At 40.5% G+C, this 12,368-nt stretch carries 15 protein-coding genes; 1 reads left to right on the forward strand and 14 read right to left on the reverse strand.

Annotation, left to right across the window (positions count from 1 at the left end; all coding sequences use genetic code 11):
* Window positions 1-32: 32 nt before the first annotated feature.
* Window positions 33-2,027, reverse strand: coding sequence for a methionine--tRNA ligase (gene metG / locus FB592_RS20300; RefSeq protein ID WP_021479730.1), 1,995 nt, complete (start codon window positions 2,025-2,027; stop codon window positions 33-35).
* A 494-nt stretch (window positions 2,028-2,521) separates the two neighbouring features.
* Between metG and abrB the strand changes: the two genes are divergently transcribed.
* On the forward strand, window positions 2,522-2,812 hold the full coding sequence (abrB, locus tag FB592_RS20305) for a transition state genes transcriptional regulator AbrB (RefSeq protein WP_003226760.1): 291 nt from the start codon (window positions 2,522-2,524) through the stop codon (window positions 2,810-2,812).
* Window positions 2,813-2,860: 48 nt separating this feature from the next.
* Here the strand turns inward: abrB and rsmI are convergent, their stop codons facing one another.
* The 13 genes from rsmI to csfB all read right to left on the reverse strand — a co-directional run bounded on the left by rsmI (window position 2,861) and on the right by csfB (window position 12,129).
* Complete coding sequence (gene rsmI, locus FB592_RS20310; protein WP_087614199.1) at window positions 2,861-3,739, reverse strand: 16S rRNA (cytidine(1402)-2'-O)-methyltransferase; 879 nt, start codon at window positions 3,737-3,739, stop codon at window positions 2,861-2,863.
* Window positions 3,714-4,013: a GIY-YIG nuclease family protein gene (locus FB592_RS20315; RefSeq protein ID WP_103804198.1), complete on the reverse strand. Its 300-nt coding sequence runs from the start codon at window positions 4,011-4,013 to the stop codon at window positions 3,714-3,716. Before FB592_RS20315 ends, rsmI begins: the two co-directional genes overlap by 26 nt.
* On the reverse strand, window positions 4,000-4,743 hold the full coding sequence (locus tag FB592_RS20320) for a tRNA1(Val) (adenine(37)-N6)-methyltransferase (protein ID WP_070548342.1): 744 nt from the start codon (window positions 4,741-4,743) through the stop codon (window positions 4,000-4,002). The genes FB592_RS20315 and FB592_RS20320 overlap by 14 nt, the downstream gene beginning before the upstream one ends.
* 58 nt (window positions 4,744-4,801) lie before the next feature.
* The gene (yabA, locus tag FB592_RS20325; protein WP_003218308.1) at window positions 4,802-5,161 is read right to left on the reverse strand and encodes a replication initiation-control protein YabA; all 360 of its coding nucleotides are present in this window, start codon (window positions 5,159-5,161) and stop codon (window positions 4,802-4,804) included.
* A gap of 14 nt (window positions 5,162-5,175) precedes the next feature.
* Entirely contained in the window at window positions 5,176-6,003 is an 828-nt protein-coding gene (gene ricT, locus FB592_RS20330) for a competence/sporulation regulator complex protein RicT (protein WP_003226767.1), read from the reverse strand.
* Between the two features lie 2 nt (window positions 6,004-6,005).
* The gene (holB, locus tag FB592_RS20335) at window positions 6,006-6,995 is read right to left on the reverse strand and encodes a DNA polymerase III subunit delta' (protein ID WP_003226770.1); all 990 of its coding nucleotides are present in this window, start codon (window positions 6,993-6,995) and stop codon (window positions 6,006-6,008) included.
* Window positions 6,996-7,006: 11 nt separating this feature from the next.
* On the reverse strand, window positions 7,007-7,447 hold the full coding sequence (locus tag FB592_RS20340) for a YaaR family protein (protein ID WP_009966249.1): 441 nt from the start codon (window positions 7,445-7,447) through the stop codon (window positions 7,007-7,009).
* A 12-nt stretch (window positions 7,448-7,459) separates the two neighbouring features.
* Complete coding sequence (gene darA / locus FB592_RS20345; RefSeq protein WP_003242755.1) at window positions 7,460-7,789, reverse strand: cyclic di-AMP receptor DarA; 330 nt, start codon at window positions 7,787-7,789, stop codon at window positions 7,460-7,462.
* Between the two features lie 73 nt (window positions 7,790-7,862).
* On the reverse strand, window positions 7,863-8,501 hold the full coding sequence (tmk, locus tag FB592_RS20350) for a dTMP kinase (protein ID WP_103804200.1): 639 nt from the start codon (window positions 8,499-8,501) through the stop codon (window positions 7,863-7,865).
* Window positions 8,498-9,940, reverse strand: a complete 1,443-nt coding sequence (locus tag FB592_RS20355) for an aminotransferase class I/II-fold pyridoxal phosphate-dependent enzyme (RefSeq protein ID WP_141950092.1) — start codon at window positions 9,938-9,940, stop codon at window positions 8,498-8,500. Before FB592_RS20355 ends, tmk begins: the two co-directional genes overlap by 4 nt.
* Window positions 9,941-10,021: 81 nt before the next feature.
* Window positions 10,022-11,182: a toxic anion resistance protein gene (locus tag FB592_RS20360; RefSeq protein ID WP_015715091.1), complete on the reverse strand. Its 1,161-nt coding sequence runs from the start codon at window positions 11,180-11,182 to the stop codon at window positions 10,022-10,024.
* Between the two features lie 18 nt (window positions 11,183-11,200).
* Entirely contained in the window at window positions 11,201-11,815 is a 615-nt protein-coding gene (locus tag FB592_RS20365; RefSeq protein ID WP_015253019.1) for a 5-bromo-4-chloroindolyl phosphate hydrolysis family protein, read from the reverse strand.
* Window positions 11,816-11,934: 119 nt separating this feature from the next.
* Entirely contained in the window at window positions 11,935-12,129 is a 195-nt protein-coding gene (csfB, locus tag FB592_RS20370; RefSeq protein ID WP_021479735.1) for an anti-sigma-G factor, read from the reverse strand.
* Window positions 12,130-12,368 lie beyond the last annotated feature (239 nt).

Genomic DNA, 12,368 nt, shown 5'->3' on the forward strand with positions numbered 1-12,368 from the left:
TTGTTACACGTGAAACACCTTTTGTTTTATCATTATTTAATTCTTGTGCCTTTTGGTAACGACTGATCGATAGACACGACCTTTAAAACGCCGTCTGCTTCTCCTGCAAGGATCATACCTTGAGAAAGCTCTCCTCTGAGTTTAACCGGTTTTAGATTTGTTACACAAACGAGTTTTTTTCCAACAAGCTCTTCAGGCGTATAATGCTTCGCAATGCCGGATACCACTTGGCGCTTTTCAAAACCAAGATCGAGCTGCAGCTTCAATAAACGGTCTGCTTTTTTCACTGGCTCTGCCTCAATGACCTCAGCTACGCGAAGCTCTACATCCATGAATTGATCAATCGTAATTTCAGGTAAACGATCGACCTCTTGCGGCTCTTCTTCTTTTGTTTCTTCTTTCGATGGTGCTGAACCTTGCATTTTCCCTTTGATGTAAGCAATTTCTTCTTCTGCCTCTAAACGAGGGAACAATGGATCACCTTTTTGTACTTTTGTATCTTTCAGCTGGCCGAAAGCTGTAATGCTGTCCCAAGCTTTTAAAGATTCATCAGTAATACCTAGCTGCTCGAACATTTTTTCAGGTGTTTTTGTTAAGAATGGCTGAAGCAGTACCGCTGAAATACGCAATGATTCAGCGAGGTGATACATAACTGATCGCAATTCTTCTTCTTTTGCCGGATCTTTCGCAAGCACCCATGGAGCTGTCTCATCAATGTATTTGTTTGTGCGGCTGATGAGCTGCCATAAAGTCGAAAGTGCTACCGAGAACTCCATATTTTCCATTGCTTTCTCATAAGCTTTCACTGTTTCTTCAGCAACGGAAGTGAGCGTTTGGTCAAATTCCGTAACAGCACCTTTGTAAGAACCGATTTGTCCGTCAAAATACTTATTGATCATCGCAACAGTACGATTCAATAGATTTCCTAAATCATTCGCTAAATCATAGTTGATTCGCTCAACAAATCCTTCCGGCGTGAAAACACCGTCAGATCCGAACGGCACTTCACGAAGCAGGTAATAGCGAAGCTCGTCTAAACCATAGCGTTCAATTAATGTAACCGGATCTACAACGTTTCCTTTTGATTTCGACATTTTTCCGTCTTTCATCAAAAGCCAGCCATGCGCGAATACTTGCTTTGGCAGCGGAAGATCCAGCGCCATCAGCATAATTGGCCAGTAAATAGTATGGAATCGTACAATCTCCTTACCGACTAAATGAACATCGGCAGGCCAATATTTTTGATAAAGCTCATCATTTTCTGTATCATAACCGAGTGCCGTTAAATAGTTAAATAGTGCGTCAATCCAAACATATACAACATGCTTTGGATTTTCCGGCACCTTCACGCCCCAATCAAAAGTGGTACGTGATACTGCCAAATCCTCAAGTCCAGGTTTGATAAAGTTATTAATCATTTCGTTTTTGCGTGATTCTGGCTGAATGAATGTCGGGTTTTCTTCATAGTATTTCAGAAGACGATCCGCGTATTTCCCCATGCGGAAGAAATAAGATTCCTCTTTGATCAATTCAACTGGGTGACCGCTGTCAGGGCTTTTCCCGCCGATGACCTCTCCCTTTTCATTCCGCTCAATATCAACGAGCTGAGTTTCCGTGTAGAACGTTTCATCAGGGATGCTGTACCAGCCTTCATACTCATCAAGATAGATGTCCCCGTTATCAAGAAGCTTTTGAAACACCTTTTCAATGACAACTTTATGCCGTTTTTCTGTCGTGCGGATAAAGTCGTCGTTTGAGATTTCAAGCTGCTTCCACAGTTTTTGAATATCTGCCGCTGCGCGATCCACATACTCCTGAGGTGTAATGTTTTCCTGTTCAGCTTTTTGCTGGATCTTTTGTCCATGCTCGTCCGTTCCCGTTAAATAGCGAACATCGAACCCTTTTAATCTTTTGTAACGTGCCATTGCATCTCCCGCGACTGTCGTATATGCATGGCCGATATGTAATTTTCCGCTCGGATAATAAATCGGTGTTGTAATGTAAAATGTATTGTTTTCTTGCGGCATCTTGAAACCTCCTAATCAGAATGTCAAAAAGCTCCCGCCCAAAGGACGAGAGCGGCGATAAGTGCAAATCATATATGAATATTATTTATATTTATCCTTTATCTATGATACCATCTTAGCCTTTAAGATCAAGAATATATACATACGCCCTGAAAAAGAATAATTAAAATTAAAAATCTTTAATGAAAATAAAAAAAGTCTGTTCGTGTCGAATTTTGTCGTATATAATCAAATGAAATAAAAAACTTTGGTTCGAAAGTCTTGATTTAAAAGGATTTTTAGTAGGATAATAGCTTTATTAAATATTTATAAAATGCTGTTATTTCGGTAGTTTCTAAGACATTACTGACTATAAGAACTAATTCTTACAATCAATAGTAAACAAAATGATTGACGATTATTGGAAACCTTGTTATGCTATGAAGGTAAGGATTTTGTCGAATAATGACGAAGAAAAATATAATTTAAACAAATAAGTATCTCTTGGGAGGAGAATGTTTATGAAATCTACTGGTATTGTACGTAAAGTTGATGAATTAGGACGTGTAGTTATTCCTATCGAACTGCGTCGTACTCTTGGAATCGCAGAAAAAGATGCTCTTGAAATCTATGTTGATGATGAAAAAATCATCCTTAAAAAATATAAACCAAACATGACTTGCCAAGTAACTGGTGAAGTTTCTGATGATAACCTTAAACTTGCAGGCGGTAAATTGGTTCTTAGTAAAGAAGGCGCTGAGCAAATCATCAGCGAAATCCAAAACCAGCTTCAAAACCTTAAATAATCATTTCTTGTACAAAAAACGTTCTTGTTATGACACAAGAACGTTTTTTTATTGCTTAATATGGTAAGCATCGTACACTTCACGCTTTGGTACATTGCGATCGACTGCTGCTTTTTTAATGGCTTCTTTAGACGTAGCGCCTTTCAAGATGTAATGCTCGACATGTTCTTTCGCAGTGAGGGTTTCCCACCATTGTTCTTCCTCATCTACCTCTTCATTATTACTTCCTTCTACGACAAGACAAAACTCGCCGCGTATCTGATCCTCGTTTGCCCAACCAATGACCTCAGATATGGTTCCTCGGATAAACTCTTCATATTTCTTAGTGAGTTCACGTGTTACAGCGATTTCCCGATCTCCTAATATCTCTGCCATCGCTGACAAGGTTTCCTTCAATCTGTGAGGCGCTTCATAAAAAATGATCGTTTCCCGCCGTTTTTTAAGGGCTTCAAGCTCCTTCTTCTTTTCTTTTTTCTGTCTGTTGAGAAAACCGTAAAAGAAAAAAGGCTGCGGTACAATACCTGAAGCAATAAGAGCTGTTAATGCAGCATTTGCTCCCGGCAACGGAACAACATAACCGCCTATATCCGTAAAATCCTTTACAATTTCCGCTCCGGGATCAGAAATCGTCGGCAGACCGGCATCACTGACAAGAGCAATGTTTTTTCCCGATTTCAGCCATTCAATAATTTTGTGCCCACTGCTTTCTTTATTGTGTTCGTGATAGCTGACGAGCGGTGTTTCAATTTCATATACATGACAAAGCTTTTTCGTTTGCCTCGTATCTTCCGCAGCAATCGCATCCACTGATTTCAGCGTGTCGATCGCCCGGAATGTCATGTCCTCTAGATTTCCGATTGGGGTTGGGACCAAGTAAAGAATTCCCATGTCCGACTTTCCATTAAAGCTCATTTGCCGCCTTAACATATACAGCCTCCTTGGTGTTCCGCTTTTCTTCTATATAAAGCTCTTTTTTCTTTCGAGTTAGTTTTTTGAAATAATATTCCGCCTGCATAGCTTCCCGCTTTGTTGAAAAGCTCTCGGCAAAAATTAATTCAACCGGACGTCTTACTTTAGTGTACTTTGCGCCCTTTCCATCATTGTGTGTTTTCACTCGTTTATGCAGATCGTTGGTATACCCGGCATACCAGCTATTGTCCTTACATTTCACGACGTAGAAGAAATGGTTATTTGTCTCCATATAAAATGGTCCTGATTTCTTTTGTATATTCATTTTGTTCATCATAAACGAATAAAGGAGGAAGAATTTTTAAATCCGGGCGCCCGCCTTTGATACCTTCAACCAAAATGGTATTGGCTTCTTTCCCTTGCTTCGGATAGACAAATTGTACACGTTTTGGCTCGATTTGATAAGCCTTCATCAGTTCAAAAATCTCTAGAAGCCTTCCCGGCCGGTGAACAAGAGCTGCTTTTCCCCCTTGCTTGAGCAGCTTGCTGCTGACTGAAATGACATCCTCCAGTGTGCAGTGGATTTCATGTCTTGCAATTCGGAGATGCTCATTCATGTTTTGTTCAGTTTGTTTCGGTGTTTTAAAATACGGCGGATTGCAGGTGACAACATCATATCGATTATGTCCAAGTTTCTCCGGCATGTTTTTCAGGTCATCATGTATGAACTGAATCTGATCCTGCAGCTTATTATACTCCACGCTGCGAACAGCCATATCATGCAGCCTTTCTTGTATTTCGACTCCCAGAATGTCTGCTTTTGATCTTGTACTGAGCAGCAGCGGCACAATACCATTGCCGGTGCATAAATCAACGATTTTCCCTTTTTGAATCGGAACGTACGCAAATTTGGACAGAAGCACAGCGTCCAACGAAAAAGCAAACACTGTTGGGCTTTGTATGATTTTCATGTCCTCTGCCAGCAAATAGTCTAATCTTTCATCATCATGTAATGAAACCATCTTCTTATCCTTTCAGTACCTTTGAAAAAGGCTCCCGTCTTATGCGGAAGCCTTTTCCCTATTTTTTATTTAAGAATGACAGACAGAAAAGACAATCCTCTTTTCGAACACTTCCATAGTGGACATTGCAGATATGAAATCCTTCTTGATACAGACGTGCCAGATTATCATATCCTTCCCCTATATCAGTTTGCTCTGTCTTCTGTGTTTTTGATTCTTTTTTATCAGCTTTGAACTTTTCAATCTGCTGCGTCGTATCGTCCAGCCGTTTGCGCAAATGCTTGTTTTCAAGCTGTAAATGATGATTTTCCTCAATCATCTCACCGATATGCTGCTTCAAATCCCCCAGCTGCCGGTACAGTGAACCAATTTGTTCTTCTAAGTTAATGACTGTATCAAATAACTCTTTTTTATCCAAGGTTCCACACCTCGTTAATCTGTGGTTTGTGCGGATACGACGCCCTCTTCCAAGAGCTCTTCCCAAGTATATTCTATCACTTTTTCACGGTTTATCAGTTCCACCTGAAGCACCCGTTCCAGAATATTTAGTCCGACGACCTTCGCGGGACCGTTTGCTGTCGTTATCATTTCTCCTATATCCGGAAGCTGTTCTTTTGCCGTCTCATACTCATCGTTCTCATATTTTAGACAGCACATCAATCGTCCGCAAAGACCCGAAATCTTCGTAGGATTTAAAGACAAGTTCTGATCCTTGGCCATTTTAATGGAAACGGGTTCAAAATCTCCAAGAAACGTTGAACAGCAAAGCATTCTTCCGCAAGGACCGATTCCTCCGAGCATTTTTGCCTCATCCCTCACTCCGATTTGGCGCAGCTCAATTCTTGTCTTAAAGATAGAAGCCAAATCCTTTACAAGCTCTCTAAAGTCGACTCGGCCGTCAGCAGTGAAGTAAAAAATGACTTTATTGCGATCAAAGGTGAATTCAACATCGACCAACTTCATATCCAAGCCATGCTCAATCACTTTCTTTTGGCAGATATCAAATGCTGATAGTGCTTCCTGTTTATTTTCTTCTACAATGAGAAGATCGCGTTCGTCAGCAACACGTATCACTTTTCGAAGGGGAAGCACCACATCATGCTCATCCACCTGTTTATTTGCAATTACGACCTGGCCGTACTCAACGCCTCTGACAGTTTCTACAATTACGCAGCTGTCATGTTCTATATGAAATCCATTCGGATCAAAATAATATATTTTACCCGCTTTCTTAAAGCGGACACCAATTACATTGTACAAGCTTATCCCTCCTGCAACATTAACACCAAGTGCTCCATTAATCCTTGTACATTCACATTGGAATGAAGCCGTTTCTTTGCTTCTAAAACAGCAAGTATCTGATTCGTAACGCTTTGTTGTGTTGATTGTAGCGCATGCTGTTTTATTGATTGGAATAAGTCTTGATAAATCAATTTATCTTCATTTCCTATTTGGATGGACAACACATCACGATATATCAATAAGAGCATATCAAGACCCATTTCTTGATGGGTTTTTTCTTTGAAAAAGGGCATCCATTGATCTTGAATAAAGAAAAAAGCATGTCCTTTCCGCTGGTGTAGGACTTCATACAATTTTATCACTTTCGCTCTAGACTCTGCAAACTCATCATTTCGACTTAATTCGACTGCTTCTGCTACATTATTGGTCATGTTGGCCAGAAGCCTTGCCATATGAGGCGAGACGTCCTGTTCGATCAGTCTATCTTCAATTGCTTTCGGCTGCAAAGGCTGAAAAGGAAGGGTTTGGCATCTTGAAATGATGGTATCCAATAACCTTTGGGGCTGCTCAGTGATGAGGACGGCCATTGTGTCTTTGTTCGGTTCTTCTAAAAATTTCAGCAGGCTGTTCGCCGCATTTGCTGTCATTTGATCTGCGTGCGAAATAATATACAGCTTTTTATGCGATTCAAGTCCTGTCTTAGAAAACTCTTCTTGGAGCGCTTGAATTTGCGCCTTTTTGATTGATAAGCCATCAGGCTGAACAAGATGGAGATCAGGATGGTTCCCTGACTCTATCCGTTTACAGTTTCGGCAGCTCTCACAAGGCTCCGCGCCATCCTCCAGACAAAAGAAGCTTTTTGCAAGAAGCAGTGCGGCATCAAGCTTGCCTGTTCCTTTTTTTCCCTCAAACAAATAAGCGTGTGATAGTCTGTCCTTCTCAATACTATTATATAAAAGCTTCATCACTCTGGGCTGAAGCTCGTTCATTTCCTTCCAGGATATTGCCATTGTATCACTCTCTATGTGTAAAGGTTAATTAATAAACCTTTTATTTCGCCAATACGCTCCAGCAAATCAATTGCCGGTTTTTCCTGATCCATCATCTCTTCCGTAAGCTGTATCAATTTGTCATCTATTTCTTTCACAAGTCCCAGCGTTCTGCTGTTCCCGTAAAGATCAAAGCTTTTCGATGTTTCATGTGAAAGGCCGCTGTCCACAGCTTCTTTGACAAAACGTTTCACAAGTCCTTTAAATCTCGCTAAGTCTTTAAAATTCCGAGATTTCGTTAGCCTTTTTCCGAATGCTTCTATATCAGATAACAGCCTGGTAAGCTGATCAAGCTTCATTTTGCTGCTTTGGTTTTCCATTGATGTTTTAAACGATGCCGTGATCTCAGATGTTTTCACAGAGGGAATCTGTTTATTATCTATAAATGTACGTATATCTTTATTAATTTTCACAGTTTCAGATCCTTAAAATTGATGAAATTCATCGACTGGAAGGACAAATACTGTCGCTCCGCCAACTTCAACTTCGACTGGATAAGGGACATAGGAATCAGCATTTCCGCCCATTGGAGATACAGGGGCAATCATCTGATCACGTTTCTGCCCGTTTTCTTTAATGAGACTCAACGCTTTATTGACGCGTATATCCTCGACACCGATCATAAACGTTGTATTGCCTGATTTAAGAAATCCTCCTGTCGTCGCAAGCTTTGTGACTCTGAAGTTGTGATCCGTTAAGGTTTTCAAAAGTCTGTTGCTGTCCTGATCTTGTACAACTGCCACTATCAATTTCATCTGTGAAGGCCTCCTTTAGATTGGAAACAACGTGATCTCGTTTACATTATTATATCAACTATTGGGAAACAGGTCACAATTGAATTTTTTTCAACGCTTCATCGATCACCTTTAGAACATCCTGAACGACGAGGTCTTTGGATTGCCCGGCATCAACTGAATGAAATCTTTCCGGAAATCGCTTTATCAGCTCTTGATAACCTTCTTGTACTTTTGTATGAAAGTCCAGTTTTTCTAAATCGAGCCTGTTTTTCTCCCGTGAGCCGTTTGCGTAAATACGCTTCAGTCCTTCTTCCGGATCAATTGAAAAATAAACCGTTACATGGGGCATCATATCTCCAATGGCAAATTCATTAATGGACAGAACCTCATCAATTCCAAGTCCTCTTGCATATCCTTGATACGCAAGAGAACTGTCTATGAATCTGTCGCAAAGAACGATAAACCCCTGTTCTAAAGCAGGTTTTACTTTTTCAACTAAATGCTGGCGTCTTGCAGCCGCATATAAGAGAGCTTCTGTTTTTGGGTCCATTAATGTATTGTTCTCATTCAGAATAACCTCTCGAATTTGTTCTGCAATATCTATTCCGCCTGGCTCTCGAGTTGCCATAACCTGAAGGCCTTCTGCTGTCAGTATGTTTTTGATCTCCTGCAGAACAGTCGTTTTTCCTGCACCTTCAGGACCTTCGAATGTAATAAATAAACAGCTCATGATTTCTCCTCTTCTATATAAACAAGTAGTTGTTTCTCTTTGATTTTCATATTCCCTTGAACATGCGTTTTCATGCTGATCAAGCGGCTGAGCTTTTGCACACTTTCTTTTGTTATTCTTTCTCCCGCCATAATCATCGGGATACCCGGAGGATAAGGGATGATATCTTCTGCATTCAGCCGGCCAGCTGCTTCCTCAAAGCTCACATATTCTTTCTTAAACGAATGTAAGACCTTTTTTGGATAAGGCAAGACAGTAACAGGCTGCACACTCCATTCTGCAGAAACAAACGCCTGATCCGGAGGCGTTTTCTCAATCTCTTCATCGATGCTTCTAATGGTTTCAGCATTTATTCTCCGTTTTCCTCCCAATGGGAGAACGAGCAGTACTTGATTTTCATCAGCAAGCTCAGTGAATATGTTGGCACGCTCTAATATGCTTTGCAGCGTATAGCCAGAATGCCCGCGTTTTGAACGAATTGTGAGCTTCAGCGGATCCGTGATGATCAGTGGATTAGCAGGGTTAACAGCTTCTGCATTTGTAAGTGAATCAAACGTTTGTTTAAGTGTTTGTATCCGCTGCAGAATGTCAGAAAGCTTTTGTTCTTCTATAATATGCTGTACATAAGCGCGGGCAATATCTAACGAAGCCATAATCGGATAAGACGGGCTGCTGCTTTGTAATCGGTTTAAATACTCTGCCACCCGATCCCTGTTAATCCTGCAGCTGGTGTTGAGATGCAAATAAGAACCCATCGTCATGGCAGGCAGCGTTTTGTGGGCCGACTGAACAACAATATCTGCCCCCATTTTTAAAGCTGAGACCGGAAAAGGCTCACCTAAAATAAAATGTGCGCCATGCGCTTCATCGACCAAAACAGGAATCCCGTAATGATGGGCTTCAGTAATGATCTCAGTCAAATCAGCACTATGTCCGTAATATGTCGGATTGGTCAGTACCAAGCCTTTCGCATCTGGATATGCTGCCAGGGCCTCTTTAATTGTTCCAAGCGGAACATGCGTAGGCACATGCATCGCTGAATCAACGTCAGGTGCAAGATAAACCGGCTCAGCACCGGCCAAATCAACAGCATGAAATACAGATTTATGACAGTTTCTTTGAACCAGAATTGTATCACCAGGTTCACAAACAGATAAAATCATCGCTAAGTTTCCGACAGTCGTACCATTTACCAGAAAAAAACTTTCCGCCGATCCATATAATTGACTGACAAGCTCCTGAGCTTCCTTAATCACCCCGGAAGGATGATGGAGATCATCCAGTCCTGCCAGTTCAGTTACATCAATGGTGAGAAGCGGATCGAATATTGACTTAGCGTCATCAAAAAAGACATCTCCATTGTGATGTCCCGGAACATGAAATGAATGAGAATTTCTTCTCGCATGTTGAATTAATGCTTTATATAAAGGTGTGTTCATGAAAACAATCCTTTGAATGTGTCTTCTTACACCTTATTATATCGTGCCTCTGACAGAACTTAAAGCCAGACTTACTGGTAACTATCTTTCCTTTATTGTAAGCAGCTTTTGCTTCAGGTCGCCTTCCATCATCATGAGCTCTTCTTCTGCCTGACGGCGTTTGATTCGTCCTTCTTCTTGTATAGTCAGTGTTTCTTCAAGCGTGCTTATTAAGCTTTCCTGCACCTTCTTCAAGGTATCTATATCAACAAGGCCTCTTTCATTTGCCCGTGCAGTTTCAATTGTATTGGTTTTTAAAAGCTCCGCATTTTTCAGCAAAAGCTCATTGGTTGTATCAGATACTTTCTGTTGTGCATCCACTGCATTGCGCTGCCTTAAAAGCGTCAGTGCAATGGCAACTTGATTTTTCCATAACGGAATCGCTGTCACAATGGATGACTGAATCTTTTCAGCTAACGCTTGGTTTGTATTTTGAATCAGCCTGATTTGCGGTGCACTTTGGATTGTAATTTGCCTGCTCAGCAGCAAATCATGCACCCTTTTATCTAACCGGTCAGCAAATTGAATTAAATCATTCACCTCTTGAACGGCCATTTGGTTATGATCACTCGATTCAGCCTGTTGCTTCAGTTCAGGAATCGTTTTTGTTTTTAATTCCTCCAGCTTCAGTTCTCCTGCAGCAATATAAACATTCAGCGCGGCAAAATATTCTTTATTTTTTTCATATAACTGCTCTAACAGCTTGTTGTCACTGATTAAAGCATTTTTAGAGTGCTCCAGCTTCAAGCTGATTCTGTCTATCTGCACACTGGTCTTTTGGTATTTAGACAGCACCTCTTGAAGAGAACTTGATACTCTTCCAAACATGCGTGCCAAAAAACCCTTTTTCTTAGATTGGAGATCATCAGGATTTACTTGCTCCAGCTTTTTCATCAGCTCTCCAAGTATTTCGCCAATCTCCCCGACATCCTTCTTTTGAACATGATTAATCATATCATGAGAAAAGTTCAGCAGTTTAGATTGAGCTTGTGAACCGTATAAGACAATGCTTTGCATATTTTTATGATCAATCTGTCCAGCAAGCTGAATTGCTTTTTCCTTGTTTTCCTCAGGAAGAACATCAACAAGCCGTACTTGCTCTTTCTCTGCTTTTACAGCCTCCGAACCTGGTATCTCTATGTTACCACCAAAAGGATCTGCCAATAATTCATCTATATGAAGGTCGCTTTGGTCTCGGTTCATCGCTCTTACCCTCTTCCCTTATTTCTTTAATGAATGTTTTGCTGCGTCTAATTCAAACTGCAACTCGTCAATTTCATCACCCATTGCTTGAGTTAAATCTTCCTCTAAACGCTTGGTCAATTCAGTAAGAGTGATGCGTGTCTCACTTAACGACATCGACAGTTCTTTGCTTTTTTTTGGGTGAGATGATAGAAAAGCATACTTCTCTGTCAATTCAACAACCGAATCGAGAGTTTGATAAAAAAATCGTTCTGCCTGATAAAACCGCTTTGGCTCTTTTTTGGTGAGGAGATAAATCCTTCTCACAATCCTTAGCATTTCTGCATTTTGCTTAAACATTTGAATGCTTTTAGCCTGAAACAAGGCTTTCCTAAGACGGATCATTTTCTGCCTTGCTTCCTCTAAGTTTTTCTTAATGTAAGCATACTCTCTTCCTGTCAATTCATGCTTTTTAAGAAATAACCGTCTTGCATTCCAGATGCCAGCTATATATACGGCTGCTCCAGAAGCAAGCCCATAAACAATAGATAAAAAAAGCGACTGGTTTAAACCAAAAAAGCTCAATATTCCAATGAAAACAAAAGTCGCACTGCTAGTTAAACTCCACATCAAAAAGTGAAAAAATCTCTGCATGAGATAATCGACTCCTGTGTCTATACTCAGTTTTAATATTATTATCTACTACGTTCAATCCTTAAACAAGTTTCATCTTCTTTTTATTATTAAGAGTACAAAAAAAGACCTTTTCAGGTCTATGAATATAATGGCGGTGTATGAATGCTCTTTAGTTTTTTTACATAAAACGCATAGTCAGGATCAGAAGTTGATGTAGAAATTACTTTTCTCTCACAATCTAAGCATATGAATTTCGTATAAAGATGAATGCCTCTATTCTTCTCTAGATCACAAATCACACATGTATGATTAAGTTTAACTGTTTCGTCCATCTTCTCCACCTCCGTACAATTAGCCTCCCCTTAAAACGGATATTGTATACACTATTTAGATCTTTTCGAAACTTGAAATCAGTATATGGGCTGTATAAGCCCTCGGTGTTTGTATTTGTTTGATTTTCTCGATCTTGAGTAAACAAAAAACCCAGCTCAATGAGCTGGGTTTAAGCTTGCTTGGCGGCGTCCTACTCTCACAGGGGGAAACCCCCGACTACCATCGGCGCTGAAGAGCT

Origin of the sequence: Bacillus sp. SJZ110, assembly GCF_006715455.1 — a bacterium.
GTDB classification, from domain to species: Bacteria; Bacillota; Bacilli; order Bacillales; family Bacillaceae; genus Bacillus; species Bacillus subtilis.

Bases quoted from the DNA above. Each gene is read 5' to 3' on its own strand.
- FB592_RS20355 (WP_141950092.1), bottom strand. From the start codon at position 9,940: ATGAACACACCTTTATATAAAGCATTAATTCAACATGCGAGAAGAAAT.
- darA (WP_003242755.1), bottom strand. From the start codon at position 7,789: ATGAAATTGATAGTGGCAGTTGTACAAGATCAGGACAGCAACAGACTT.
- tmk (WP_103804200.1), bottom strand. From the start codon at position 8,501: ATGAGCTGTTTATTTATTACATTCGAAGGTCCTGAAGGTGCAGGAAAA.
- metG (WP_021479730.1), bottom strand. From the start codon at position 2,027: ATGCCGCAAGAAAACAATACATTTTACATTACAACACCGATTTATTAT.
- holB (WP_003226770.1), bottom strand. From the start codon at position 6,995: ATGGCAATATCCTGGAAGGAAATGAACGAGCTTCAGCCCAGAGTGATG.
- FB592_RS20360 (WP_015715091.1), bottom strand. From the start codon at position 11,182: ATGAACCGAGACCAAAGCGACCTTCATATAGATGAATTATTGGCAGAT.
- rsmI (WP_087614199.1), bottom strand. From the start codon at position 3,739: ATGTTAAGGCGGCAAATGAGCTTTAATGGAAAGTCGGACATGGGAATT.
- abrB (WP_003226760.1), top strand. From the start codon at position 2,522: ATGTTTATGAAATCTACTGGTATTGTACGTAAAGTTGATGAATTAGGA.
- FB592_RS20365 (WP_015253019.1), bottom strand. From the start codon at position 11,815: ATGCAGAGATTTTTTCACTTTTTGATGTGGAGTTTAACTAGCAGTGCG.
- FB592_RS20315 (WP_103804198.1), bottom strand. From the start codon at position 4,013: ATGGAGACAAATAACCATTTCTTCTACGTCGTGAAATGTAAGGACAAT.
- FB592_RS20320 (WP_070548342.1), bottom strand. From the start codon at position 4,743: ATGGTTTCATTACATGATGATGAAAGATTAGACTATTTGCTGGCAGAG.
- csfB (WP_021479735.1), bottom strand. From the start codon at position 12,129: ATGGACGAAACAGTTAAACTTAATCATACATGTGTGATTTGTGATCTA.